This window comes from Bacillus sp. NPDC094064, from assembly GCF_050279585.1.
Taxonomy (GTDB): Bacteria; Bacillota; Bacilli; order Bacillales; family Bacillaceae_G; genus Bacillus_A.
In genome coordinates this window covers 140,442-166,354 of the sequence record NZ_JBNNUI010000005.1, presented here as the reverse complement: position 1 = coordinate 166,354, position 25,913 = coordinate 140,442, and the positions used below count along the sequence as shown (strand labels likewise).

The following is a 25,913-nucleotide window of genomic DNA, read 5'->3' as shown; positions in this document are numbered from 1 at the left end:
ATGTCAACAATTATTGATGTTTATGCTCGCGAAGTCCTTGACTCTCGTGGTAATCCAACTGTAGAAGTAGAAGTTTACACAGAAAGCGGCGCTTTCGGACGCGCTATCGTACCAAGTGGTGCATCTACTGGTGAACACGAAGCAGTAGAATTACGTGACGGTGACAAATCTCGTTACCTTGGTAAAGGTGTTATGAACGCAGTAAACAACGTTAACGAAGCAATCGCTCCAGAAATCGTTGGTTTCGACGTAACTGACCAAGCTGGTATCGACCGTGCTATGATCGAATTAGATGGCACTCCAAACAAAGGTAAACTAGGCGCTAACGCTATCCTTGGTGTATCTATGGCAGTAGCTCACGCAGCAGCTGATTTCGTAGGTCTTCCATTATACCGTTACCTTGGTGGATTCAATGCAAAACAATTACCAACTCCAATGATGAACATCATCAACGGTGGTTCTCACGCTGATAACAACGTTGACTTCCAAGAGTTCATGATCTTACCAGTTGGTGCTCCAACATTCAAAGAATCAATCCGTATGGGTGCTGAAGTATTCCATGCACTTAAAGCTGTATTACATGACAAAGGTCTTAACACTGCAGTAGGTGACGAAGGTGGATTCGCTCCAAACCTTGGTTCTAACCGTGAAGCATTAGAAGTAATCATCGAAGCTATCGAAAAAGCTGGTTACAAAGCTGGTGAGAACGTATTCCTAGGAATGGACGTTGCTTCTTCTGAGTTCTACAACAAAGAAACTGGTAAATATGACCTTGCAGGCGAAGGCCGTACTGGCTTAACTTCTGCAGAAATGGTTGATTTCTACGAAGAGCTTTGCAAAGACTTCCCAATCATCTCTATCGAAGATGGTTTAGACGAAAACGACTGGGATGGTCACAAATTATTAACTGAGCGTATCGGTGATAAAGTACAATTAGTTGGTGATGATTTATTCGTAACTAACACTCAAAAACTTGCTGAAGGTATCGAAAAAGGTATCTCTAACTCAATCTTAATTAAAGTTAACCAAATCGGTACTTTAACTGAGACTTTCGAAGCTATCGAAATGGCTAAACGTGCTGGTTACACAGCAGTTGTATCTCACCGCTCTGGTGAAACTGAAGATGCTACAATCGCTGACATCGCAGTTGCAACTAACGCTGGCCAAATCAAAACTGGTTCTATGAGCCGTACTGACCGTATTGCTAAGTACAACCAATTATTACGCATCGAAGACGAACTAGGCGAAATCGCTGTTTACGATGGTTTAAAATCTTTCTACAACATCAAACGATAATTGTAGAAAATAACGACAGACCGTGAGAAATCACGGTCTGTTTTTTTATGCTAAAATTGCTCACCAGTCATAAGTGACATGAAATGTTTAAAGAAGCGGTTATAATCAAAATCAATTGCGATTTGATGACTTGGCCAATCAATAAATGGTTTAGATTCTCCTAAAGAGCGAAATTCTCCAATGCTTGCTCCTTGTGCGTAAGACTCTTTCATGACAACGATTGGTGACTTGTGATACGTGAACATAGTGTTATCAAATAAAGCGAGTATGGGCATTGTGTCATGGAAGGGGCTGCCCTTTAAATGGGGTAAAGCATTTTTATAATATCCATAGTAATAGTGATCGAAAAGAGGTTTGACGAGAGGGGCTTTTCCTTTTGCTTCAATGTATTCAGCCATGTCGGGTGTAACGATTGAATATTGAGTAACGTTTAATGGATATATATACATGTTAGATGCGGATTGTAATACAATGTTAGCTGCGATTGGGTCACCATAAAAATTTGCTTCTGATAGTGGAGTTACATTACCTGGATGCAAAAAGGAACCACCCATTACGTAATAAGATTTAATTTGCTTCATTAACTCTTTATATACGATGAATAAAATTGCTAGAGAGGTAAGTCTTCCTAAACTTACAATGACTAGTTCATCTTTATACTGCTCAATTAGAGGAATAACTTCGAAAAAGTTCTCCATTTCTCCGTTAGTCACATTCTTCTTAGGGATAATTGGCCCGAGCCCCTGTTTTCCATGTACATTCATAAAGAAAGCAGGAGAAGAACCGGTAAGCGGACGTTCAGATCCACCAAATATCTTAATATTTCTCTCCATTGCTTCGTTCGTAAGAAAATGAGCATTTTGTACGGCCATTTCTTTCGGAACGTTGCCGTAATCTGCAACAATGCCGATAATTTCGATTTCATCGATAAAGAATGCTAAGAGGAGCGCCATCGTATCATCAATCCCAGGATCACAAAAAATGAGAACTTTTTTTGGCATAAGGTCACCACCTATCTTATTTATATGTATGTAAGTTTTTGGATAATAAGAATAAAAAGATTATTTTCTTACAATAGTAACTAGGTAAATTCAGAAAATAAAAACTTTTTATATTAGGTCAACGTTTTTGACTTAATTTTTGTTCGGAAATGCAGTCATATCAAGGGTGTAAGCGTGTAACATCGGCTATTTTTACTGTCAAGTTGATAAATTGCAGCTTTTTACAATTTATACTATGATAAAGATATTAAGAGAAGATCGTATAAACATGAGGGATGATGAACATGAAATTTACAAAGATTCTTGTCCAAATTGCTGCTTTGTATGTATTTTATATGGTTGGAAATTGGGTTCAGGAAATGTTGAATATTCCGATTCCAGGAAGTCTAATTGGGATGTTTCTTTTACTTGTTTTACTGAGCTTGAAAGTTCTACCAGTGAAATGGTTTGATGTAGGAGCAGAAACACTCGTCGCTGTTATGCCGTTTTTATTAATTCCGCCAACACTTGGCTTAATGAATTACGGTGCTTTTTTTATGAGTAAAGGAATTTCCCTTTTCATTACAATTGTAGCGAGTACATTTTTAATTATTATTGTCGCAGGACATACAGGACAATACCTTGCGAAGAGAGGGGAAAGAGAGTCACGATGAGCCAAATATTAATCGGAATTGGTTGGGTTCTTTTTACGGTGCTATTATATCAATTATCTAAAAAAATCTATAAATTATTTCCAACACCATTTACTATTCCAATGCTTGTGGCGACAGGGTTAATGGCTGTTATATTTATAGTGCTTGATATACCTTATCAAAATTATATGGAAAGCGGTGGTGGTTGGATTGCGGAATTACTCGGACCAGGTGTTGTAGCATTCGCAATCCCGCTTTATAAACAGCGTCATGTTCTGCAAAAATATGTTGTACCCATTGCCGGCGGGGTATTAGTAGGTACAACAGTTGCTATTGCAAGTGATTTGGCTATTGCTACACTTATGGGGACAGATAAAAGCTTAATTTTATCTTCTTTACCAAAATCAGTGACAATGCCAGTTGCGATGAGCGTTTCTGAGGAAGTTGGCGGAGTTCCTTCCTTAACAGCAGCTTTCGTTGTTATTGCAGGTATTACTGGAACGATTACCGGCCCACTTTTATTAAAATGGAGCCGTGTTACAAACTCGGTTGGTAAAGGCATTGGATTTGGATGTGCATCTCACATTATGGGCGTTATGAGAGCGATGAAAAATAATGAGCATGAAGGTGTTATTGGATCGGTAACAATGACATTAACAGCTATTTTAACATGTGTGCTTGGTCCGTTATTTGCGATGATGTTTATGTAATAGAAGAAAAGCGAGAGCAACCTTATTGCTCTCGCTTTTCTATAGGTTTTATGCTACAGTTAAACTAACTGAATCTTTGTAGGAGGTACGCCAAGTGCATACGTTATTATCAGTTTTACTTATTATTGTATCGATTTTAATAATTGTTATGGTACTTATGCAGTCTAGTAATAGCTCAGGCCTTTCGGGTGCAATTTCAGGTGGTGCAGAGCAATTATTTGGTAAGCAAAAAGCACGCGGGATTGAAGCGGTATTAAACCGTATTACAGTTGTTTTAGCTGTGTTATTCTTCACACTAACAATTGCTGTTACGTACTTAAACTTATAGAATTGAGAGAAGAAGCGTTAGCTGATTTGTGCTGATGGTTCTTCTTTTTTTATTTCGTTATTCGAAAAAAGTTTCTAATTAGATTATAGAATTATAAATATGGTACACTAAGAATAGAAAGAATACGACTAGATTACAGAAGAGAAAGAGGAGAAGTACATGATGAAATTAGCATCTCCAAAACCATTTACATTTGAAGGTGGAGACCGCGCTGTTTTATTATTACATGGATTCACAGGGAACTCAGCTGACGTACGCATGCTTGGACGTTTTTTAGAGAAGAAAGGCTATACTTGTCATGCGCCAATTTATAAAGGACACGGTGTACCACCAGAGCAGCTTGTTCATACAGGTCCTGAAGACTGGTGGAAAGATGTAATGAATGCCTACCAGCATTTAAAAGATCAAGGTTACGAGAAAATAGCTGCAGTTGGATTATCATTAGGTGGAGTATTTTCATTAAAACTTGCTTATACATTACCGATTTTAGGTGTTGTACCAATGTGTGCACCTATGTACATTAAAAGTGAAGAAATTATGTACCAAGGTATATTGGCATATGCCCGCGAATATAAAAAGCGTGAACAAAAATCACCAGAGCGAATTGAGCAGGAAATGTTCGAATTTAAACAGACACCGATGAATACATTAAAAGCATTACAAGAGTTGATTCGTGACGTACGCAATAATGTTGATATGATTTATGCTCCAACATTCGTTGTACAAGCACGCCACGATGAGATGATTAATACAGATAGTGCTAACATTATTTATAACGGTGTAGAATCTACGTTAAAAGACATTAAATGGTATGAAGACTCTACGCATGTCATTACACTTGATAAAGAACGTGATGTGCTACATGAGGATGTATATAACTTCTTGGAGCAACTAGATTGGTAAGGTCTAGTTGCCTCTTTTTTTCATAAGGTTTTTTTAATCCGGCTTTCACTGGCAGTAATTGAAGCCAAGAAAGTGGGGAGGAGATTAACTGCCCGTAAAAGCCCGATTGGTGAAGGCTAATAATCAGTGAGGATACAAAAATCCCCACTGATTAAAGTTTCACTTTATGAAAACTGTAAAAATCATTAGGGGAGTATTAAATTTTCGCTTTATACATCCCCCATCTTTCGGATACACTAAATAATATAAGGGTTTAAAGGAGGTATTTCTGCTTGGAAGAAATCATACAAAAACATATTGATAAATTATTATTATTCATGAGAGAAGAAGCGTATAAACCGTTAACGATACAAGAATTAGAAGCGGCATTTGGAATTGAAGGTTCTGAAGGCTTTAAAGATTTTGTAAAGGCACTGGTAACGATGGAAGAGAAGGGGCTTGTTATTCGTACACGTAGCAACCGATACGGTCTTCCCGAAAAGATGAATTTAGTACGCGGTAAGTTAATTGGACATGCACGTGGCTTTGCGTTCGTCGTGCCAGAAGAGAAGAAAACAGGAGATGATGATCTTTTCATCCCGCCTACAGAATTAAACGGTGCACTTCATGGCGATACAGTATTAGCACGCGTTAGTTCCCAATCGAGTGGTTCACGTCAAGAAGGTGCAATTGTACGTATTTTAGAACGTGGAACGAAAGAACTAGTTGGTACATATACAGAATCAAAAAACTTCGGATTTGTTATACCTGACAATAAGCGTTGGACAAGTGACATTTTCATCTTGAAAAGTGCATCTATGGGCGCTGTAGAAGGTCATAAAGTAGTTGTGAAAATTACGAGCTATCCGGAGAATCGTTTAAGCGCAGAAGGTGAAGTTATTCAAATTCTAGGTCATAAAAATGATCCAGGAGTAGATATTTTATCTGTCATCCATAAACATCATTTACCTTTAGCATTCCCAGAAGAAGTGATGGAACATGCAAACAGTGTACCAGAAACGATTTCAGAAGAAGATTTAAAAGATCGCCGTGATTTACGTGACCAAATGATTGTTACAATTGACGGTGCAGACGCGAAAGATTTAGATGACGCTGTTACAGTGACGAAGCTTGAGAACGGTAATTACAAGCTTGGTGTTCATATTGCGGATGTAAGTCATTACGTTCAAGAAGGTTCTCCGATTGATGTGGAAGCAGCGGAAAGAGCGACGAGTGTATATCTTGTTGACCGTGTAATCCCGATGATTCCGCATCGTTTATCTAACGGTATTTGTTCATTAAATCCGAAAGTAGACCGTCTGACACTATCTTGTGAAATGGAAATCAATAACTTAGGTGACGTTGTAAAACACGAGATTTTCCAAAGTGTAATTAAAACGACAGAGCGTATGACGTATGCTGACGTAAGAAGCATTTTAGAAGATGAGGACGAAGAGTTAATTAAGCGTTATGAGCCGTTAGTACCGATGTTTAAAGAGATGGGGCAACTAGCTCAAATTTTACGTGAAAAACGTATGCGCCGCGGTGCAATTGACTTTGACTTTAAAGAAGCAAAAGTATTAGTAGATGAAGAAGGAAAACCGACTGATGTTGTTATGCGTGATCGTTCTGTATCAGAGAAGTTAATTGAAGAATTTATGCTTGTTGCGAACGAAACAGTAGCAGAGCACTTCCACTGGATGAACGTACCGTTTATGTACCGTGTCCATGAAGATCCGAAAGAAGATAAGCTTGAGCGTTTCTTCGAGTTTGTAACAAACTTCGGATATGCAGTAAAAGGACGTGCGAATGAAGTACATCCTCGCGCGCTGCAACAAATTCTTGAAATGGTGCAAGGGCAACCAGAAGAAGTAGTAATCTCAACAGTTATGCTTCGTTCTATGAAGCAAGCACGTTATGATGCAGATAGCTTAGGACATTTCGGTTTATCAACGGAGTTCTACACACATTTCACATCACCAATTCGTCGTTACCCAGATACGATTGTTCATCGATTAATTCGTGAATACATCATTAACGGTAAAGTCGACAACGAAACACAAGCGAAATGGCGTGAAAAATTACCTGAGATTGCAGAGCACTCTTCTAATATGGAACGTCGTGCTGTTGAAGCAGAGCGTGAAACAGACGAAATGAAAAAAGCAGAGTACATGGTTGATAAGATCGGCGAAGAGTATGATGGTATGATTAGCTCTGTAACAAACTTCGGTTTATTCGTAGAGCTGCCAAATACAATTGAAGGTCTTGTACACGTTAGCTACTTAACGGATGATTACTACCGTTATGACGAGCAACATTTCGCAATGATCGGAGAACGTACAGGTAACGTATTCCGCATCGGTGACGAAATTACAATTCGTGTTATTAACGTAAACAAAGACGAGCGAGCAATCGACTTTGAAATCGTTGGCATGAAAGGTACACCTCGTCGTAAGTTCAAAGATCGTCCAGTCGTAATCGAGCAGCCAAGAACAGGCAGAAAGAAACGCGGTGGACGTAGCGAGCGCAGCAATGAGCGCGGCGGAGAACGCGGTACAGGAAGAAAGTTTGACCGTGGCGGTAAAGGAAAAGGAAGAGGATCAGCTTCTGCATCCGCATCCGCAAGTCAGCCAGGAAAGAAAGATGGTAATGGCAAGAAGAAAAAAGCATTCTTCGAAAACGTACCAGGATTTAAGAAGAAAAAGAAAAAGCGTAAGTAAGAAGAGGGTGGCTTCGCTTTGATGAAAAGCGAGGTCGTTTTCTTTTTTTGGTGGCTTGAGAGCGAGCCACTTTCGCTTTTTGATGGAATCCAGCTACAGTGGCTAGAATCTATTGGCCATTTCACTCCCTCGGACGAAGCAAAAAGCGCTTCTCTGTCGGGAGTTCCAATGTCCAAAGATTCTGAGCGAGCCACTTTCGCTTTTTAATAACATTTGTTACAATAGTAAAAATAGAGGAGGGACGTTGTATGCCAAAAGGTACAGGTAAGGTTATTGCACAAAATAAAAAAGCATTTCATGATTATTTCATCGAAGAAACATATGAAGCAGGGCTTGTCCTTCAAGGAACGGAAATTAAGTCGATTCGCGCTGGACGCGTAAACTTGAAAGATGCGTTTGCACGTGTACATAATGGTGAAGTATGGGTTCATAATATGCATATTAATACATACGAGCAAGGGAATCGTTTCAATCATGATCCGCTTCGTACGAGAAAATTACTTCTTCATAAAAAAGAAATTGATAAGCTAGCGGGGGCTGCAAAAGAAACAGGTTACGCATTAGTTCCACTTAGAATCTATTTGAAAAATGGATTTGCAAAGATGGCACTTGGTTTAGCAAAAGGTAAGAAGCAATACGATAAACGTCACGATTTAAAAGAGAAAGAAGCTAAACGTGAAATTGCACGCGCGTTCCGTGATCGTCAAAAGATGTAATACAAATATTTACATTTGTAAAACGGCGCGCGTATGATATAATAACTTATGTAAGGTTGTTGCACATTGAAAAACAGCTCTTAGTAGCTATCACGATATTTCTTCGTATGCTCCATTTCTATCATGGGGACGTTACGGATTCGACAGGGATAGTTCGAGCTTAGGTTGCGAGTCGAGGGGATCGGCCTCGTTAAAACGTCAAAGCCTATAATTGGCAAACAAAACAATCTTTCTTTAGCTGCTTAATTGCACTAAAGGTTCCTCCCTCCATCGTCCATGTGGTAGGGTAAGGGACTCAAACTAAGTGGACTACGCCGGAGTTCGCCGTCTGAGGACAAAGGAAGAGAACAACCAGACTAGCAACTTGGAAGCCTGTCGATAGGCCGAAGAGTTCGCGAAATGCTAATATATCGACTACACTCGTAGAAGCTTAAGTGCCGATATTTTTGGACGTGGGTTCGACTCCCACCGTCTCCACCAATACATATTTGGTGGTTTTTTATTTTGTATGATATGAACCATAACTTTGCCAGATTGGCGAGGTTATGGTTCTTTTTGTTTGCAGGAAAATAGGATTTTCATGTTTTGCTGGTAGTGGGTTTCGGGTGGTATGCTGTTTTGGGAGGTGGAGTGATGTCGTGTTTTGTCGAGCGGTCGATATTCTATGTCGAATCGCCGATATAATTGAAGTTGCGGTCGATATAATGAAAAAATCGCCGATATAATTGAAGTTGCGGTCGATATAATGAAAAAATCGCCGATATAATTGAAGTTGTGGTCGATATATTTGAAAAATCGCCGATATATTTCTAGAGGAGTGATAAAATGATTGTGAAAGAACGGAGAATGCCGATTTATTTACGCCAACTAGAAGCGCTACTCAGAAGATTGCCTGTTCATCATCCAAAACGGAATATAATCGCTGAAAATATAGCGAAATATAAGGCAGGTTATAAAGGGGAACGAGCTGTTGATTATCCATTAAGTTTTCTCCCTGAGCGAGGTTATAGCATTTTACATGACATTCGTTTATTTGATCAAAATCATTACTTTCAAATTGATACCATCATCATTTCCTCGTGCTTTCTTCTATTTCTAGAAATAAAGAATATAGTAGGTACACTACTTTTTGACTCAACATTTAATCAGCTCATTCGAATATCCGAAGAAAAGTCAGAAGGGTTTCCAGATCCAATTTTGCAAGTGAAAAGACAGGAATTACAGCTTCAGAAATGGTTAAGGTTATACGGATTTTCTAAATTCCCAATTGAATCCTTCGTTGTTATTAGTACGCCGCGTACCGTTATTAAATCTTCAGATGATAACCTCTCTAATAAAATCATTCATAGTGCTAATTTACCTCATAAAATAAAGTGGCTAGAAAGTAAATATAAGAAAAAACCTATATATAATATAAATGAACTTATTCAGCGAATGATGATGGAGCATTCACCATTGCAACAAAATGTCCTTGAGAAATATCAAATGAAAAAAGAAGAATTGTTAAAGGGGGTACTGTGTGAGGAATGTACCTCTATACCAATGGTTAAAGTGAAAAAAGGGTGGCATTGCTCGAAATGTAATACTTTATCTAAGGATGCACATAAGTGTGCTTTACAAGATTATGCACTTCTTATTGAAACCGTGGCTACCAATAGTAAGTTGAAAGAATTTCTAAATATCCAATCAAGTTCAATTATGAAACGCATACTTCAATTACTTGAAATCCCGTATGTCGGTGAGAATAAAGGGAGGAAGTATGATTTAACAATGTATCAGTAAGCAATGGAAAAGGATCATCAATAAAGTGATGATCCTTTTAAAAATTTATCCTGCTTTAATGGGCAGTAAGACCCCCACCTCAAAATTCAGCGAAAGCAAAGAATTTAGGTGGGGGTCGGGCTGCCCATAAAAGTCCGATTGGTGAAGGCTAATAATCAGTGGGGGATGAAGAAAATCCCCACTGATTAAAGTTTCACTTTATTTTACACCTAGTTTTTTCACTATCAGTTAACTTACATTATAGAAGATCGGCCTTAAACTCTATTAAATTTAGTCTTAAAATAAGAAGGATACCGTTTTTTGTTTTGGAGATTTTATAAAATGCTTAAGTTGATGGGGATGGGTGGTACCCCTGAAATAGAAAATGAAGAAATAGTTATTGACGATAAGTAGGTAGATACTATAGCTACCCCTTAATGATTAAATAATATTTATCACGCTATTTGCCGGGCAGAACCCCCCCCCACCTCAAAATTCGGCTGAAGCAAAGAAGTTAGGTGGAAGCTCGGCTGTTCGTAAACGCCCGATTGGTGAGTGGTTATGAAAATTTCACTTTATTTAAATTTTCATATATTTTGTATTTTCACCCATATCTATTGTAAGATTATATAGAGTTCTCCTAATAAGCTGTTATAATGGTTTTTTTAGGAGTTTAATATTTATAAATTTCAAATTATTTTTTCGGGATAATTTTTTATCTAAATAAGTTATATTGAAGTAGAGGTGAATCATCGGTGAAGCAGGTGTTGGTGATTAAAAATGAACGGTCTTCAGCAAAGAAAATCGTAAGCGGTCTAACGCAAGAAGGCTATTTCATTTTAAAACTTCACAATGAAAACCAAGGTTTAAATATAATATATGAACAAAATTGGGATATTATCATATTGGATTGGGATTCGTTAAGTATATCTGGACCAGAAATTTGTAAACAAATACGACTCGTTAAAACGACACCGATAATTATTGTGACCGACAATATTTCTAGCAAAGATTGCATAGCGGGGTTACAAGCGGGAGCGGATGATTATATAAGAAAACCATTTGTGAAAGAAGAATTAGTAGCAAGGGTTCAAGCGATTTTAAGGAGAAGCGACTGTATCCAGCAAAATGAGACAAACTTTTTGCGGTTTAAAGATCTCTTTGTTGATGCATCTAGCAATATCGTAAAAAAAGATGGTGAAAATCTCGCGCTTACTAAGCGTGAGTATGATTTACTTGTATTTTTAATCAAGAATAAAAATACAATATTGAGCCGTGAAATGCTTTTGAACCAGGTTTGGGGACATAACGTAGTAGTAAATCCAAATGTAGTGGATTTATATATTGGGTATGTAAGAAAAAAATTAAAGTGCGAGAAGAAAGACAGATATATTCAAACGATACATGGCAGGGGCTATTCAATGATTGAATGATAATAGGTAAAGTACAGTTTATCATAATAATCAATACCTAGAATAATAGAAAAAACGAGTAAAACTGTTTTAGTTTTACTCGTTTTTTCTATTAAATTTGCTAGTCAAATAGTTTATGAGAAATATGAAAGAGATGGAAAACATAAAAAAATACTTCTCTCATGTATTTTCTAAAGGTTAATTAACAAGCCAGACGGCATATATTCCTTTTTGAATACAAATTATGCTTAATTCTATTAACTCACACCATTCACAAGATTTTCACAGAATTAATGATTATACTAATTAACAGGATATTCAAATGAAAATGATTATCAATATTGATTTGGGTGAATAGTAGTTACTATTTAATTCAATCTAGGGACGGCATCATTTTCGAAATAAATCACATTATAAGGAGTATATGTATGAAAAAATCTATGCTTTTAAAATTGTTGAGTATTCTAGCAATTTTCACTTTAATGTTAGTAGCTTGCTCAGATTCAGGTAAAGAAACTTCGAAGGCTACTAAAGGTAATAGTAGTGATAAGCCAAAAACGATTGAAATCACTGATGCACATGGAAAGGTTAAAGTTCCTGTAAATCCAAAGAGTGTAGTTGCTTTGGATAATAGAACGTTTGAAACTTTAGCTGATTGGGGAATTAAATTAGCGGCTGCTCCGAAGGATATAATGCCTGCAGATTCAGCATATAAAAAGGACGATTCAGTTCAAAATATTGGAAATCATCGCGAGCCAAATCTTGAAATTATTGCAGCAGCAAACCCTGACCTTGTAATCGTTGGTCAAAGATTTGCTGATCATTACGAAGAAATCAAAAAATTAGTACCAAATGCAGCTGTTATTGATCTTAATGTTGATGTTTCTGAGAAAGCTACTAAGCCTGGAGAAAACTTAGTAAAAGGACTTAAAGATTCTACAATGACTTTAGGAAAAATCTTTGATAAAGATAAAGAAGCTAAACAATTAGTAGCTGATTTTGATAAATCTATTGAAAATGCAAAATCTGCTTATAACGGAAAAGATAAAGTTATGAGTGTTATCGTTACTGGTGGTAATATTGGTTTTGCTGCTCCACATTCTGGTCGTGTTTGGGGACCAATGTATGAAATTTTCGGTTGGGTTCCAGCATTAGAAGTTTCAAATTCTACTGCAGGTCATAAAGGTGACGACGTTTCTGTTGAAGCTATTGCACAAACAAATCCTGATTGGATTTTCGTATTAGATCGTGATGCTGCAACATCTGATGCAGCTACTTCAACACCTGCTAAGGATGTTATTTCTAAATCACCTGCTCTTCAAAACACAACTGCTGTTTCTAAAAATCAGGTTATTTATGCACCAGAAGATACTTACACAAATGAATCAATTCAAACTTATATAGAGTTATTTGGAAATATTGCAAAAACTTTAGCTAAGTAGTGTAAAGGAGTACGAAACAGTGTCAAAAAATATAATTTCTAGGGTTGAGAATATTTCTCAACCCCAGTTTTATAATCACAATAAATTATGGACAAAACCTTTTATAATAGCGATTATAGTTGTAATAATTTTAGGGATTATATCACTGTTTACTGGAGTTTATGATATACGCGGACAAGAGGACGGAATAGAGATGTTTTTCATAACTCGTGTTCCGAGAACAGCTGCATTAATGCTTACTGGAGCTGCGATGGCGATGGCAGGACTCGTCATGCAACTAATTACACAGAATCGCTTTGTTGAACCTACTACAACGGGTACTATTGAATGGTCAGGCTTAGGCCTGCTTTTTGTGTATTTATTATTTCCTGCCCCGACTTTAGTTCAAAGAATGACTGGTGCAATCATTTTTTCTTTTATAGGAACTATGATTTTCTTTCTATTTTTAAGAAGAGTTAAGCTTCGTTCGTCTTTAATTGTCCCGATTATTGGATTGATGCTTGGAGCAGTTATTTCTGCAGTGTCTACTTTTATGGGACTTCTTTTTCAAATGACGCAAAGTATTGAAACTTGGTTTGTAGGTTCATTTGCTAACATTCAGGTGGGAAGATATGAATATTTATGGCTGATTGTCATCATTACTTTGCTTATTTTTATGTATGCCAATAGATTGACTTTAGCTGGACTAGGAGAAGATGTCGCAACAAGCCTTGGAGTTAATTACAATAGAATTGTTCTTTTTGGAACTGCTCTTATCTCTGTTGCAGTTGGAATTGTTGCAGCTGTTATTGGACACTTACCTTTCTTGGGATTAATTGTGCCAAATATTGTTTCCATGTTTAGAGGTGATGATCTTAGGAGTAATTTACCTTGGGTGTGTGTAATCGGAATGGGGACAATAACTGCCTGTGACATCATTTCTCGAACAATTATAAAACCTTTTGAAGTACCTGTTTCTTTAATACTCGCAACAGTGGGAGCAGTCGTGTTTATTACTATTTTATTGAGACAAAGAAAACCAAGGAGGCTACGATGATCACATTAGAATATAGAAATAAAGAAAATGTCGAAATCGATTCTAGCCTTCATAATGAAAGTAGATCAGCTAGTGCTTTTCGTTCTAAGAAGGAAGCAAGACGTTATTGGATTTTACTGATCACATTGATTGGTTTAGGCCTCCTTTCTTCATATGGACTTTTAGTTTATAACAATCCAGTTCCGATAGATTCGCCTTCTTTTATCCCAGTTGTTAAGAGAAGGATAGTAGCTCTTGTTGCAATGATTATTGCAGCTGTTTGTCATAGCTTGTCGACTGTAGCTTTCCAATCTATTACGAATAATAAAATTATTACGCCTTCGCTTTTAGGTTTCGAATCACTTTATTCAGCGATTCAAACGAGTACAATATTCTTCTTTGGTGCTAGTGCATTACTAAATTTTAATGGAATCGGATCATTTTTATTCCAAGTTGTGGTTATGGTCTTCATGAGTTTGATACTTTATGGATGGTTACTTTCCGGTAAATACGGGAATTTGCAACTTATGCTTTTAGTTGGAATTATTATTGGTACCGGGCTAAATTCTGTGTCAACTTTCATGAGAAAACTACTTGCGCCTTCAGAATTTGATATTTTACAAGCAAGATTATTTGGCTCTGTTAATCATGCAGATCCTGCATATTTTCCTATTGTAATTCCTATGATCATAATTGTAGCGGTATTAATTTTTGCTCATTCTAAGAATTTGAATGTTTTATCACTAGGAAAGGATGTTGCTACTTCTTTTGGAGTTAAATATCAACCTAGTGTAATTTATACGCTTGTATTAGTAGCTATTTTAATGTCCATTTCAACAGCTCTAATTGGACCACTTACTTTCTACGGCTTTTTAGTAGCAACTTTGAGCTATCAGGCGGCGTCAACGTATGATCATAGATATATTTTTCCAATGGCTTTTGCAATAGGATTTTTGATACTGACGAGTGCATACTTTTTAATGTATCATGTATTCCATGCTCAAGGTGTAGTTTCAGTTATTATTGAATTATTTGGTGGAATCACATTTTTAATTATAGTTTTAAGGAAGAGGGCTTTATGATAAAAATTGATAATGTTAAAAAGTTCTATACTGATAAGGTAAAAATAGGACCTTTGGATATTGAAATACCAAAAGCGGGCTTTACTTCTTTAATTGGACCAAATGGCGCTGGAAAGTCTACGACACTTTTGATGATTGGAAGACTTTTAGATATGGATGAAGGTCAAATTCAGGTAGCAAATATGGATGTTTCTGAATCCAAATCAAAAGACTTAGCAAAAGTTTTGACGATATTGCGACAAGAAAATCATTTTGTAACTAGGCTTACTATTAGACAACTAGTTGGATTTGGGCGCTTTCCTTATTCAAAGGGAAGATTGACTAAAGAGGATGAGGTTATTATTTCTAAGTATATCGATTTTCTAGATTTAACTAGTTTAGAGAATAGATATTTAGATGAGCTTTCTGGTGGTCAAAGACAAAGGGCATATGTAGCGATGGTATTGTGCCAAGAGACGGAATATGTACTTTTGGACGAGCCTCTAAACAACCTTGATGTTGCTCGTTCTGTTCAAATGATGGAGCATTTGAGACGTGCTGCTAATGAATTTGGAAGAACAATTTTGACTGTTATGCATGACATAAATTTTGCAGCCAAATACTCTGATAAAATTTGTGCTATGAAAGACGGACAAATTGCTGCTTTTGGAACAGTAGAAGAAGTTATGGACCCAACACTTTTGACAGATATTTTTGAAACAAAAATAGAAATTATCGATGGTCCTTATGGTCCAATCGCTGTTTATTAGTTACAACATGTATACTGTAGCTGCTGTCTGTATTTTATAGGCAGCAGCTTTTTTTATGTGATTACTCATAAAGTGCAAAAGAATGTTTCACCTTTTTAAGTATCTACCAAGCGGAAAAAATATCTCTGTATAACTTTTTAAAAGAATTCAGCTTGTTTTTTATATGTAATATTGCATATCAGAGTGTATTGATAAAAGTGTAAGGGGTCACTATAATGAGGGCATAAAGATAAATCACATTTTCGTAGCAATAAAAAGGAGGAAATAATATGGAAATCGCAATGGCAGTTTTAAAATTTGTAGGTGGCGTAATCCCGTTAATTCAAGAACTATTAAAAGCATTTATGTAAGTTTATTAGTTAGCTATCATTTATCAATCATTATCATATTTTACTAAAAAAAAGAACGGGGTGATTTTTCTGAATATTAAGAAAAACACTAAAAGAAGAAAGTTCCTTGCATGTTTATTAGTTAGTCTATGCACTATTAATTATTCATCTATTTCCTTCGCAGAAACACAAGCAAGTAATACAACTGATGTAACCAAAAATGCTAGTGGCATTGATACTGGTATAGCAAATCTTAAATATAATAATCAAGAGGTTTTAGCTGTAAATGGTGATAAAGTAGAGAGTTTTGTTCCGAAAGAAAGTATCAATTCAAATGGTAAATTTGTAGTAGTGGAACGCGAGAAAAAATCACTTACAACGTCACCAGTCGATATTTCAATTATTGATTCTGTAGTGAATCGCACGTATCCAGGAGCTGTACAACTTGCAAATAAAGCTTTTGCAGACAATCAACCAAGTTTATTAGTGGCTAAGAGAAAGCCTTTGAATATTAGTATAGACTTACCGGGCATGAGAAAAGAAAATACAATCACTGTCCAAAATCCGACATATGGTAATGTAGCTGGAGCAGTAGATGATTTAGTATCTACTTGGAATGAAAAGTATTCTACAACACATACGTTACCTGCAAGAATGCAGTATACGGAATCTATGGTTTATAGTAAATCACAAATCGCAAGTGCTCTTAATGTTAACGCTAAATATCTTGATAACAGTCTAAACATTGATTTTAATGCGGTTGCAAATGGAGAGAAAAAAGTGATGGTTGCCGCATATAAGCAAATATTTTATACGGTAAGTGCTGAACTACCTAACAATCCATCCGACCTTTTTGATAATAGTGTTACTTTTGGTGAGTTAACTCGAAAAGGCGTAAGTAATTCGGCTCCACCTGTTATGGTTTCAAATGTAGCTTATGGTAGAACGATTTATGTAAAATTAGAAACAACATCTAAGAGCAAAGATGTACAAGCTGCTTTTAAAGCCTTACTTAAGGATAACAGCGTTGAAACAAGTGGACAGTATAAAGATATTTTTGAGGAAAGTACCTTTACTGCTGTAGTATTAGGTGGAGATGCGAAAGAGCATAACAAGGTTGTTACTAAAGATTTCAATGAAATCCGAAATATCATTAAAGATAATGCTGAATTAAGTCTTAAAAATCCAGCATACCCAATTTCATATACAAGTACTTTCTTAAAAGATAATGCAACTGCTGCTGTTCATAACAATACAGATTATATTGAGACGACAACTACAGAATATTCAAGTGCTAAAATGACACTTGATCATTACGGTGCTTACGTTGCTCAATTTGATGTATCTTGGGATGAGTTCACATTTGACCAAAAGGGTAACGAAGTATTAACACATAAAACATGGGATGGTAGCGGAAAAGACAAAACGGCTCATTACTCTACAGTTATCCCTCTTCCACCAAATTCAAAAAATATAAAAATTGTAGCAAGAGAATGTACAGGTCTTGCATGGGAATGGTGGAGAACAATTATTAATGAACAAAACGTTCCATTAACAAATGAAATAAAAGTTTCAATTGGAGGAACAACATTATACCCAACAGCTAGTATTAGTCATTAAGTATAAAAAAGCGCCCTATAAGTAGGGCGCTTTTTTACTTAGTCACAAATTTTATTCTTTCCAAAGCTGGATTGCTACAATTGTAATGACATGTATGAATATTGTGAAGACGAAAAGCTACATGTTTTTCGTCTTTTCGTTCTCTTGCTTAATAAGAAAGATCCTGCAACTCAGTACAGGATCTTTAATCAAACGTTTTTAAAAGCTAAATTGTGGTTTCATATCCCCTTTATAAGGTTCATGTTCAACGAATATAGTTATATCCTTACCAGCTTGGTCTTTACCAGTTCTTTTATACGTAAATTTATTCTTATTTAATTCAGTAAGTTCAAGAGCAGCACCATATTTATTATTTCCAATTGAAACATGGGCTCTTATTTTATTTTCGTGTACAACATCGAAGTAGCCATAATCACCGCGGCTTTGACCTGTTTCGCTATTGAAGAACTCATATTTATTAGATTTGTCATCAAATTTTGCTAGACTTATAAAATTTGAATTAAACTGTGTTACATCGTTACCAGCTTCATCTAATACCTTTGTTCCGTGCCAAAGGGTGCTGCCTAAAATTTTATCTCCATCAACGTTTTTAACAATATCGCCTGTAGTCGTGTTCAGCTGCTTGTCCGGATCAGTGAAAGAAAGTTCTTTTTCTTTATATGGAACATGTTCAACAAAAACTTCTACATCTTTACCGTTAGCGTCTTTCCCCATTCGTTTATAAGTAAATATATTTTTATTTAATTTTGTCATGTCAACAACAGCTTGATACTTCATTGATTCTGAAATTAATATTCTTTTCTTCCCATCATTTGTGACAAAGAAAGTTCCTTTATCACCACGACTTGCACCTGTTTTAGCATCAAAAAATTCATATCTGCCTGACTTCGCATCATATTTTGCAAGACCAATGAAGTTTGTATTCTCTTTTGTTAAGTCATTCTTATCTTTGTCATACACTCGTGTACCTTGCCAATTTGTCTCGCTAAGAATATTAGCCATTTTTTGCCCTTTAGTTAATTTATTTTCCTTTTTTGTTTCTTTAGCAACTTGTTCTTGTTTACTATGATTTTCTTCAGCTTTAGTACCAGCACACCCTGTTAATGCTAATGTGAATCCGAGCAGTATGGATGATAGTACTTTTGTTTTTTTGTTCATTTTTATCGTCTCCTTATTTTGTGATTTTAAATAGTTCGTCTTCCTGAATGTAATTACTACGTTTCTTATGTTAATACCCGACTATAAACTGCCTCTAAATAAAACATTAAAAAAAGATAAACTAATTCCTAAAAAATGTTCATATTTATAAAAAAATCGCTAGCTTGCTGTAGCGCCTACGAGTAATCAAAAAATGCATTGTAAAGAAAAAAGGAAAGCCGCTAACAATAATGTAATTGCTAATAGAGCTAATCGATTGTAGTGCAAAACTTTTGAGAAAAAATGTCGGGGAATGGAAAAAAAGAAAGAATAAGCTATTTATCCTTTCTTTTTTCATTTTAAAATACCTCCACTAAGTTGCTTACATGCATCATTATGGTATAGTACAGGTACTATGAAAAGTACGCAATTTTCCGTGACATAGGCACGAGAAAGTGCCTGTCAAAATACAGAAGGAGTTCAGTATGAAAAAAGAGTATAACAATAGAATTGAAGTCGTTTTGGATGTGATCGGAGGAAAGTGGAAATCCCACATTTTACATCATTTAACAAGTGGACCGACAAGAACGGGTGAGTTAAAAAAGTTGGTAACTGGTATTACACAAAAGATGCTTACCGAGCAATTGAAAGAGCTTGAAAGGCGAAGTGATAGTGAAAGAGGACGATCATATATGATTTAACACTTCTGTAAGTATAATTTTGCTATAATAAATACGCACTTATACGAAGGGAGTTTAATGAGAAAATGAAATCATTCAATATTGATCATTTTATCGCTAGCGTTTTACAATGGATATTAAATATAGCACTAATCATACTATCCATTGTCTTATCTATCTTTTTAATTAATGAGACAATCACATTTATTCAATACATATTTTCAGCGAAGAAGTATACATCTTATAAGTTAGTGGAAAGTATCATTGTTTACTTCTTGTACTTTGAGTTCATCGCATTAATTATTAAGTATTTTAAATCGAATTACCATTTTCCGTTACGCTATTTTATTTATATCGGGATTACGGCTTTAATTCGATTAATTATTGTGTCGCATGATGAACCGTTTGAGACGTTGTTATATGCAGGTTCCATTCTTGTTTTAGTTATTGCTTTATACATATCAAATTTGAGAGATTTGAGAAAAGAGTAGTAGTGCGGACTTTTGTTTGTGCTACTTTTTTATGTCTTGACCTTCAAGTTGCTTGAAAGTTTACAATGTAAGTAGGGCGTTTGAAATTGAAAAAAATTGAGAAATTAAGTGAAGAGGTTTCTTTTACTTGGAGGTTATAGAAATGAGTCAGGAATTGAAGTTACGTCCTTTAGAACGGGAAGATTTAAAGTTTGTACATGAACTTAATAATAATGCACATATTATGTCGTATTGGTTTGAAGAGCCGTATGAGGCCTTTGTAGAATTGCAGGACTTGTACGATAAACATATACACGATCAAAGTGAACGCCGATTTATCGTTGAGAAAGATAATGAAATGGTTGGATTGGTCGAGTTAGTAGAAATCGATTATATTCACCGAAGAACGGAATTCCAAATTATTATTGATCCGAGTTATCAAGGTCACGGATATGCAGCTGATGCAACGCGTTTAGCGATGGATTACGCTTTTTCGGTATTAAATATGCATAAAATATATTTAGTTGTCGATAAAGAGAATGAAAAAGCTGTGCATGTTTATAGAAAGGTTGGATTTATAGTAGAAGGCGAGCTACAAGATGAATTCTTCGTAGATGGCACGTATCATAATGCAATAAGAATGTGCATGTTTCAGAAGCAATATTTAGAAAAAAAGCGTTTATAAAGTATTAACTTTATAAACGTTTTTTTTTTTTTTTTTATTTGAAATGATATTTTTTTATCGTAAAACAATAAAAAATAATTGACTTATAATATATATATCGTTATTATGATGGTAGTTAGTGAAGAGGAATTTTACGTATAGAGGAGAATGTCTTATGAAAAAATATATATTATCTATTATGTTAATCGTGCTTGGAGTTATTTGCTTATCGATACATGGTTCGAATAGTACAGTAGCGGAGAATGGTATGCTAATGGAGCCTTACTTTTTCTTAGTACCAGTAAGTTATTTGCTATTCTTTATGGCTATAGTGACAGGTTCATTTACATTTATTCGATTAAACTTAAAAGGGAATAAGTAAATATATATAAGCGGCGAGTGATCACATTTGCCGTTTTTTTGTACGTTTATTTGTATTACAGGAATTCCATATTTTATTTCCTTATTTTTAGGGTGGAAAATATGTTCAGATATTGCTGTAGATGAAGCATTTACTTTACAAAATGCGAAGAGATTAAAGGCAATTAGCATTTTATCGATGATGGAAGGTATTTTATATATTGGAGCATTATTGTATATTTCTATAGTAGGGAATTATCATACGAGTATTGTAGTGATTCTATTACTTATTTTATTTTTCTCAGTTGTTATATCCATTTTCACTTCTTTACTTTCTCATTTAGTTAGGAAAGCGAGTGATATACAAGAAGATAACGACTTAACGATTTGAGGTGCTCTGTTATGGCGATTATAGTAAATCTTGATGTAATGTTAGCGAAGCGGAAAATGAGTGTGACAGAGCTATCTGGCAAGTTAGGAATTACGATGGCAAATGTCTCTATTTTGAAAAACGGAAAAGCGAAAGCGATTAAGTTTTCGACTTTAGAGAAGATATGTGAAGTGTTAGAGTGTCAGCCTGGCGATATTTTAGAATATGAAAAGGATGAGTTGTAGTGAAGTTACGAAAGTGGTTCACTACAGCAACGTATATCCAGCCCGTTTATTTTTAATTTTGTATGGCGAGAGATACTTCTTATGAAAGAAAGCGACCTGTAAAAGAGTCGCTTTTTTATATTCCACCTAACTTCATCCCGAGGAATGCGAAGATGATGCCAATCATATAAGTAGCGCTTAAATATATCAATAGTATGCCAAATTTTTTACGATTGAGAAGCTGGAATGTCTCTAATTTAAACGTTGAAAATGTAGTAAAAGCACCCATAAAACCAGTACCTAGTAGAAGTTGCCAATCTGTGGTTATTCCCGCTCCAATTATATATCCGAGTAAAAAGGCTCCCGTTATATTCACAAGAAACGTGGCGATTGGAAAGGAAGTTGTATTTCTTTTTTTAAACCAATTGCTAATGGCAAATCGTGTAATGGCGCCGAAGAAACCTCCAGTTGCTACTAATAAAGCCTCCATCATGAGAAATCACCTTCCGTAAGGCGTTTCTTAATTAAGAAATCACCTAGTGTATAGCCAAGACCAGACATAATGAGGCCACCCAGCATGCTACATGATACATATAGGAAAGCTGTGCTCCATTCAGAATGATTGATTAATTGTACGGTTTCTACACTGAACGTTGAAAACGTCGTAAAGGAACCGATGAATCCAGTCCCGATGCCTGTAATCACCTCAGAGGGTAAGATGTTCAGCCGAGCGATATAAGTAGTTAGCCAGGCTAATAAGAAGCAGCCAGCTAAGTTAATAAGTAATGTAGCTAACGGAAATGAATGATGCCAAAATGTATGAATAGTAAGCCCTACATAATAACGGGAAAGAGCTCCTAATATACCGGCTATGCCAACGATAATATAAATCAATTTCCTCACCTCTTTCATAGTTTGTTCAAAAAAATAGACTCCTACCAGCAAGTATACTGGTAGGAGTCATTAGCTCAGTAGCGGTTATGGCGAACTCCATCGCCTATGATTATTACATATAGTGTACTAAATATTGATGTTAAATTTCAATGGGAATTTTGAAGTAGGTTTATTATTAATAACCAAAATGTGGTGATGTGCAATTTTAATTATGATAAAATATTTCTTACGTCTGCTATTTTATTTTAATTAACTGAAAATAAAGAAAAACGAGTTGTGTTTTTAGAAAAGGAGTCGTTTATTTGAAGAAATTTTTAAAGGTAATACTTATATTTATTTTAATAGGAGTGGGCATTTTAGGTGGGTTTTTAGGATATATGACACTTACAAAAGAACAGCCGGCTGATGTTATAAGTTTGAAGGTGGAAAATAATAAGGAACGCGTATTAGAGCAAGGAAATGAGTTTAAAGTTACGACATTCAATATTGGCTATGCTGGATTAGATAAGGGGCAAGACTTCTTTATGGATGGCGGAAAAGGTTCTGGTTCAAGTAGTAAAGAACAGACTGAAGTGAACTTAAAGAAGATGCTTTCTTTCTTGCAAAATGAGAATAGTGATTTTACGTTATTACAAGAAGTTGATATAAAATCACTTCGATCATTCGATGTAAATGAACATGAATTGTTGAAAAATGGACTATCTGAGTATTCTTCGTCATTTGGAAAGAATTACGATACAAAATGGGTTCCGGTGCCAGTAACAAGTCCAATGGGATATGCTGAGGCTGGACTAAGTACGTTTTCTAAATATACAGTTCAAAAGGCGACACAGTTCCAATTACCAGGTATGGAGCCTTGGCCAAAACGTTTATTTGATTTGGACCGAGCGATTGTTGAGTATAAAATCCCGGTTAATAACGGGAAATTTGTTAGACTCGTAAACTTACATTTGTCTGCTTATGATGAAGGCGGAAAAATTAGAAAGCAGCAAGTAGAATATTTAAAGGAATATATGAACAAGCATTATCAAAATGGCGATTACGTAATAATGGGTGGAGATTGGAATCAATTACTTTCTGATGTTCAATTAAGCGATCCGAGGTTTGTGAAGGAGCGCCCGGAATGGTTAGTAGAGTTGCCGAAAGATTTTACTGACGGAGGATTCCAGTGGGCTGTAGATCCGTCTGTTATGACTGTGAGAGATGATGTGAAGAAATATGTAGAAGGTGAAAATTTTGTCACGATTATTGATGGCTTCGTCGTTTCACCGAATGTTGAGATTGTAAATGTACAAGGGAAAGATTTGAAGTTTGAAAATAGTGATCATAACCCAGTGAGTGCGGTATTTAAGTTGAAGTAATGAAGTGAATCAAGTTGCTAGAAGAGATTTTAGAAAAATAATATGACTGTAAAGGAGCACAAATAATGTGCTCCTTTTACATTTGGTAGGAATTTAATTGCTTTTCTCATCGTTTTCTGCCAAGCTTAAGGAGAAAAATACTTCAAAGAAAGAATTATATAGGTGACTTATATGATCGAAGTTAAGACTTCTGAACTTAGTGATGGAGAATTTAATAGAGGTGTATTTGCAACTCGTGATATTAAAAAGGGTGAGTTGATTCACTCAGCACCAGTTATCTCTTATCCGAATGAACAACATGAACACATTGAGAAAACGTTACTTGCTGACTACGCATTTGAGTATGGGGTAAATCATACGGCATTTCTGTTAGGATACGGCATGTTATTTAATCATGCATATAATCCGAATGCAACGTATGAAATTGTCTTCGAGAATCATACGTTTAACTTTTTCGCTTATAAGGATATAAAAGCTGGAGAAGAAATTTTAATCAACTATAACGGTGAAGTTGATGATGACGAACTATTATGGTTTGACAAGGAAAAAGAAGAGAACGATAAGTAAAGCAACGAAAAAAGAGTGCATTCCACCGTGGGATGTCCTCTTTTTTTTGTTGAAGAAGATAAAGTAGAGATTACAAAAAAATACCACTTTCTTTTCATATGGTATAGTAAGATACTGAGGGATAGTGTTTTGAAAAAGTAATATATTTTACAAATTGTTGTCTTTCTGATGACATGTCAAGTTTAGTAGCCCATTTGGGTTGCTTTATTATGCAATATATATTTTAATATGAGTGGCACCTCTTATAAATTAAGAGGTTTATAGGTGTCTCGAATTGATTTTGGGTACACTGTATCCACCACTTTAGGTTCGTTCATGTATGTGGGGATATTATGGGCCCGTATAACGGGATAAAAAGAATATAGAAATAGAGGAATCGTAAAATGAATATGCAAGAGGTTTATGAATATTTAAGTACGGTATTGCCTGAAGGTCATGTGAAACAAGATGAAATGTTAAAGAATCATACGCATATTAAAGTTGGCGGAAAAGCAGATGTGTTTGTTGCGCCTACGAATTATGATGAAATTCAAGAAGTTATTAAATATGCTAACCAATATAATATTCCAGTTACGTTTTTAGGAAACGGTTCGAATGTCATTATTAAAGACGGTGGTATTCGAGGGATTACAGTAAGTTTAATTCATATTACAGGTGTTACTGTAACAGGAACGACGATTGTAGCACAGTGCGGTGCAGCAATTATTGATGTATCACGCATTGCATTAGATCACAATTTAACAGGTCTTGAGTTTGCTTGTGGTATTCCAGGTTCAGTTGGCGGAGCATTATATATGAATGCTGGTGCTTACGGCGGTGAAGTATCGTTTGTGTTAACAGAAGCTGTCGTAATGACGGGTGATGGAGACTTATGTACTTTAACGAAAGATGAATTTGCATTTGGATATCGTAAGAGTGTATTTGCGAACAATCATTACATTATTCTTGAAGCGAAGTTTGAACTTGAAGAAGGTGTACGTGAAGAAATTAAAGAGAAAATGGATGATTTAACGTTTAAGCGTGAATCAAAACAGCCTCTAGAATATCCTTCATGTGGTAGCGTATTTAAGCGCCCACCAAACAACTTTGCTGGTAAATTGATTCAAGAATCAGGACTACAAGGTAAGCGAATTGGTGGAGTGGAAGTTTCTTTAAAACATGCTGGATTTATGGTGAATGTTGATAACGGAACGGCACAAGATTACATCGATTTAATTCACTTCGTACAAAAAACAGTTGAAGAGAAATTTGGCGTGAAGTTAGAGCGAGAAGTAAGGATTATTGGAGAAGATAAGTAATAAAGGAATACGTATGAAGATGCGAATTATTTTAAAATAATATTTGGTGATTATTGACAATTTGTTTTTAATTCAATATAATGGCTAATAATTTAACAAATAACATACGTTGAAAGAGCCCAGTAGCAGTTTGTCACTGTTAACGAGAGAGCTAGGGGTTGCTGGAACCTAGCACAAACAAACTTGTGAATTA

Annotated in this window: 26 protein-coding genes, 1 other RNA gene, 1 pseudogene, 1 riboswitch and 1 other annotated feature (1 of these 30 only partly in view); of the genes and pseudogenes, 24 read left to right on the top strand and 4 right to left on the bottom strand. The window is 35.6% G+C overall.

The annotated features are described in order from the left end of the window. On the top strand, positions 1 to 1,296 hold the full coding sequence (gene eno, locus ACQKNI_RS13590; protein WP_002124088.1) for a phosphopyruvate hydratase: 1,296 nt from the start codon (positions 1 to 3) through the stop codon (positions 1,294 to 1,296). 50 nt (positions 1,297 to 1,346) lie between these two features. Here eno and ACQKNI_RS13585 read toward each other — a convergent pair whose 3' ends face one another. Continuing rightward, positions 1,347 to 2,297 carry a nucleoside hydrolase gene (locus ACQKNI_RS13585; RefSeq protein WP_098841440.1) on the bottom strand — a complete coding sequence of 317 codons (951 nt, stop codon included), beginning with the start codon at positions 2,295 to 2,297 and terminating at the stop codon, positions 1,347 to 1,349. Positions 2,298 to 2,581: 284 nt separating this feature from the next. Between ACQKNI_RS13585 and ACQKNI_RS13580 the strand changes: the two genes are divergently transcribed. The 14 genes from ACQKNI_RS13580 (at position 2,582) to alo (ending at position 17,695) form a co-directional block, all read left to right on the top strand. Next, entirely contained in the window at positions 2,582 to 2,950 is a 369-nt protein-coding gene (locus ACQKNI_RS13580) for a CidA/LrgA family holin-like protein (protein WP_088232036.1), read from the top strand. Beyond that, positions 2,947 to 3,639, top strand: coding sequence for an LrgB family protein (locus ACQKNI_RS13575; RefSeq protein ID WP_088232037.1), 693 nt, complete (start codon positions 2,947 to 2,949; stop codon positions 3,637 to 3,639). Before ACQKNI_RS13580 ends, ACQKNI_RS13575 begins: the two co-directional genes overlap by 4 nt. A 94-nt stretch (positions 3,640 to 3,733) precedes the next feature. Continuing rightward, a complete protein-coding gene (gene secG / locus ACQKNI_RS13570) occupies positions 3,734 to 3,967 on the top strand; it encodes a preprotein translocase subunit SecG (protein ID WP_088232038.1) in 234 nt (77 codons plus the stop codon). A gap of 162 nt (positions 3,968 to 4,129) precedes the next feature. Further along, the gene (locus ACQKNI_RS13565) at positions 4,130 to 4,870 is read left to right on the top strand and encodes an alpha/beta hydrolase (RefSeq protein WP_170933777.1); all 741 of its coding nucleotides are present in this window, start codon (positions 4,130 to 4,132) and stop codon (positions 4,868 to 4,870) included. Positions 4,871 to 5,142: 272 nt separating this feature from the next. Next, a complete protein-coding gene (rnr, locus tag ACQKNI_RS13560) occupies positions 5,143 to 7,569 on the top strand; it encodes a ribonuclease R (protein ID WP_088232040.1) in 2,427 nt (808 codons plus the stop codon). A gap of 248 nt (positions 7,570 to 7,817) precedes the next feature. After that, the gene (gene smpB, locus ACQKNI_RS13555) at positions 7,818 to 8,285 is read left to right on the top strand and encodes an SsrA-binding protein (RefSeq protein ID WP_001123919.1); all 468 of its coding nucleotides are present in this window, start codon (positions 7,818 to 7,820) and stop codon (positions 8,283 to 8,285) included. Positions 8,286 to 8,410: 125 nt separating this feature from the next. Beyond that, positions 8,411 to 8,765: a transfer-messenger RNA gene (gene ssrA, locus ACQKNI_RS13550) on the top strand. Positions 8,766 to 9,110: 345 nt separating this feature from the next. Continuing rightward, positions 9,111 to 10,067: a nuclease-related domain-containing protein gene (locus ACQKNI_RS13545; protein WP_088232042.1), complete on the top strand. Its 957-nt coding sequence runs from the start codon at positions 9,111 to 9,113 to the stop codon at positions 10,065 to 10,067. Between the two features lie 734 nt (positions 10,068 to 10,801). Continuing rightward, positions 10,802 to 11,479: a response regulator transcription factor gene (locus ACQKNI_RS13540; RefSeq protein WP_088232043.1), complete on the top strand. Its 678-nt coding sequence runs from the start codon at positions 10,802 to 10,804 to the stop codon at positions 11,477 to 11,479. 407 nt (positions 11,480 to 11,886) lie between these two features. Further along, positions 11,887 to 12,900, top strand: a complete 1,014-nt coding sequence (locus tag ACQKNI_RS13535) for a siderophore ABC transporter substrate-binding protein (RefSeq protein WP_098882656.1) — start codon at positions 11,887 to 11,889, stop codon at positions 12,898 to 12,900. A 19-nt stretch (positions 12,901 to 12,919) separates the two neighbouring features. Further along, positions 12,920 to 13,936: an ABC transporter permease gene (locus tag ACQKNI_RS13530; protein WP_088232045.1), complete on the top strand. Its 1,017-nt coding sequence runs from the start codon at positions 12,920 to 12,922 to the stop codon at positions 13,934 to 13,936. Beyond that, positions 13,933 to 14,997 (top strand): iron chelate uptake ABC transporter family permease subunit, encoded by a 1,065-nt coding sequence (locus ACQKNI_RS13525; RefSeq protein ID WP_098356991.1) that lies wholly within the window; start codon positions 13,933 to 13,935, stop codon positions 14,995 to 14,997. The genes ACQKNI_RS13530 and ACQKNI_RS13525 overlap by 4 nt, the downstream gene beginning before the upstream one ends. Then, positions 14,994 to 15,746, top strand: a complete 753-nt coding sequence (locus ACQKNI_RS13520) for an ABC transporter ATP-binding protein (RefSeq protein ID WP_098253455.1) — start codon at positions 14,994 to 14,996, stop codon at positions 15,744 to 15,746. Before ACQKNI_RS13525 ends, ACQKNI_RS13520 begins: the two co-directional genes overlap by 4 nt. 410 nt (positions 15,747 to 16,156) lie before the next feature. Further along, positions 16,157 to 17,695 (top strand): anthrolysin O/cereolysin O family cholesterol-dependent cytolysin Alo, encoded by a 1,539-nt coding sequence (alo, locus tag ACQKNI_RS13515; protein WP_088232048.1) that lies wholly within the window; start codon positions 16,157 to 16,159, stop codon positions 17,693 to 17,695. A gap of 198 nt (positions 17,696 to 17,893) precedes the next feature. Here alo and ACQKNI_RS13510 read toward each other — a convergent pair whose 3' ends face one another. Next, positions 17,894 to 18,853, bottom strand: a complete 960-nt coding sequence (locus ACQKNI_RS13510) for a DUF4822 domain-containing protein (protein WP_088232049.1) — start codon at positions 18,851 to 18,853, stop codon at positions 17,894 to 17,896. A gap of 464 nt (positions 18,854 to 19,317) precedes the next feature. Between ACQKNI_RS13510 and ACQKNI_RS13505 the strand changes: the two are divergent. The 6 genes and pseudogenes from ACQKNI_RS13505 to ACQKNI_RS13480 all read left to right on the top strand — a co-directional run. After that, positions 19,318 to 19,494: pseudogene (locus ACQKNI_RS13505) on the top strand (winged helix-turn-helix transcriptional regulator); the annotation flags it as partial. A gap of 104 nt (positions 19,495 to 19,598) precedes the next feature. Continuing rightward, positions 19,599 to 20,003 carry a phosphate-starvation-inducible protein PsiE gene (psiE, locus tag ACQKNI_RS13500; RefSeq protein WP_088232050.1) on the top strand — a complete coding sequence of 135 codons (405 nt, stop codon included), beginning with the start codon at positions 19,599 to 19,601 and terminating at the stop codon, positions 20,001 to 20,003. A gap of 142 nt (positions 20,004 to 20,145) precedes the next feature. Further along, the gene (speG, locus tag ACQKNI_RS13495; RefSeq protein ID WP_088232051.1) at positions 20,146 to 20,667 is read left to right on the top strand and encodes a spermidine N1-acetyltransferase; all 522 of its coding nucleotides are present in this window, start codon (positions 20,146 to 20,148) and stop codon (positions 20,665 to 20,667) included. A 154-nt stretch (positions 20,668 to 20,821) separates the two neighbouring features. Then, positions 20,822 to 21,028, top strand: coding sequence for a DUF3955 domain-containing protein (locus ACQKNI_RS13490; RefSeq protein ID WP_098841444.1), 207 nt, complete (start codon positions 20,822 to 20,824; stop codon positions 21,026 to 21,028). A 27-nt stretch (positions 21,029 to 21,055) separates the two neighbouring features. Beyond that, positions 21,056 to 21,397, top strand: coding sequence for a DUF2975 domain-containing protein (locus ACQKNI_RS13485; RefSeq protein WP_088232053.1), 342 nt, complete (start codon positions 21,056 to 21,058; stop codon positions 21,395 to 21,397). An 11-nt stretch (positions 21,398 to 21,408) separates the two neighbouring features. Then, on the top strand, positions 21,409 to 21,621 hold the full coding sequence (locus tag ACQKNI_RS13480) for a helix-turn-helix domain-containing protein (RefSeq protein WP_088232054.1): 213 nt from the start codon (positions 21,409 to 21,411) through the stop codon (positions 21,619 to 21,621). Positions 21,622 to 21,736: 115 nt separating this feature from the next. On the opposite strand, the gene crcB (ACQKNI_RS13475) is transcribed toward ACQKNI_RS13480, so the two are convergent. Further along, entirely contained in the window at positions 21,737 to 22,093 is a 357-nt protein-coding gene (crcB, locus tag ACQKNI_RS13475) for a fluoride efflux transporter CrcB (RefSeq protein WP_088232055.1), read from the bottom strand. Further along, the gene (gene crcB, locus ACQKNI_RS13470; protein WP_170933778.1) at positions 22,090 to 22,494 is read right to left on the bottom strand and encodes a fluoride efflux transporter CrcB; all 405 of its coding nucleotides are present in this window, start codon (positions 22,492 to 22,494) and stop codon (positions 22,090 to 22,092) included. The genes crcB (ACQKNI_RS13475) and crcB (ACQKNI_RS13470) overlap by 4 nt, the downstream gene beginning before the upstream one ends. A 53-nt stretch (positions 22,495 to 22,547) precedes the next feature. After that, a riboswitch (Fluoride riboswitch) is annotated at positions 22,548 to 22,607 on the bottom strand. A gap of 189 nt (positions 22,608 to 22,796) precedes the next feature. Between crcB (ACQKNI_RS13470) and ACQKNI_RS13465 the strand changes: the two genes are divergently transcribed. From ACQKNI_RS13465 to murB, 3 genes are all read left to right on the top strand, one after another. Then, entirely contained in the window at positions 22,797 to 23,855 is a 1,059-nt protein-coding gene (locus tag ACQKNI_RS13465) for an endonuclease/exonuclease/phosphatase family protein (RefSeq protein ID WP_088232056.1), read from the top strand. A 171-nt stretch (positions 23,856 to 24,026) separates the two neighbouring features. Continuing rightward, positions 24,027 to 24,422, top strand: a complete 396-nt coding sequence (locus tag ACQKNI_RS13460) for an SET domain-containing protein (protein ID WP_140417443.1) — start codon at positions 24,027 to 24,029, stop codon at positions 24,420 to 24,422. 383 nt (positions 24,423 to 24,805) lie between these two features. Beyond that, positions 24,806 to 25,720 (top strand): UDP-N-acetylmuramate dehydrogenase, encoded by a 915-nt coding sequence (gene murB, locus ACQKNI_RS13455; protein WP_088232058.1) that lies wholly within the window; start codon positions 24,806 to 24,808, stop codon positions 25,718 to 25,720. A gap of 100 nt (positions 25,721 to 25,820) precedes the next feature. Then, positions 25,821 to 25,913: a binding site (T-box leader), on the top strand (it continues 123 nt past the right edge of the window).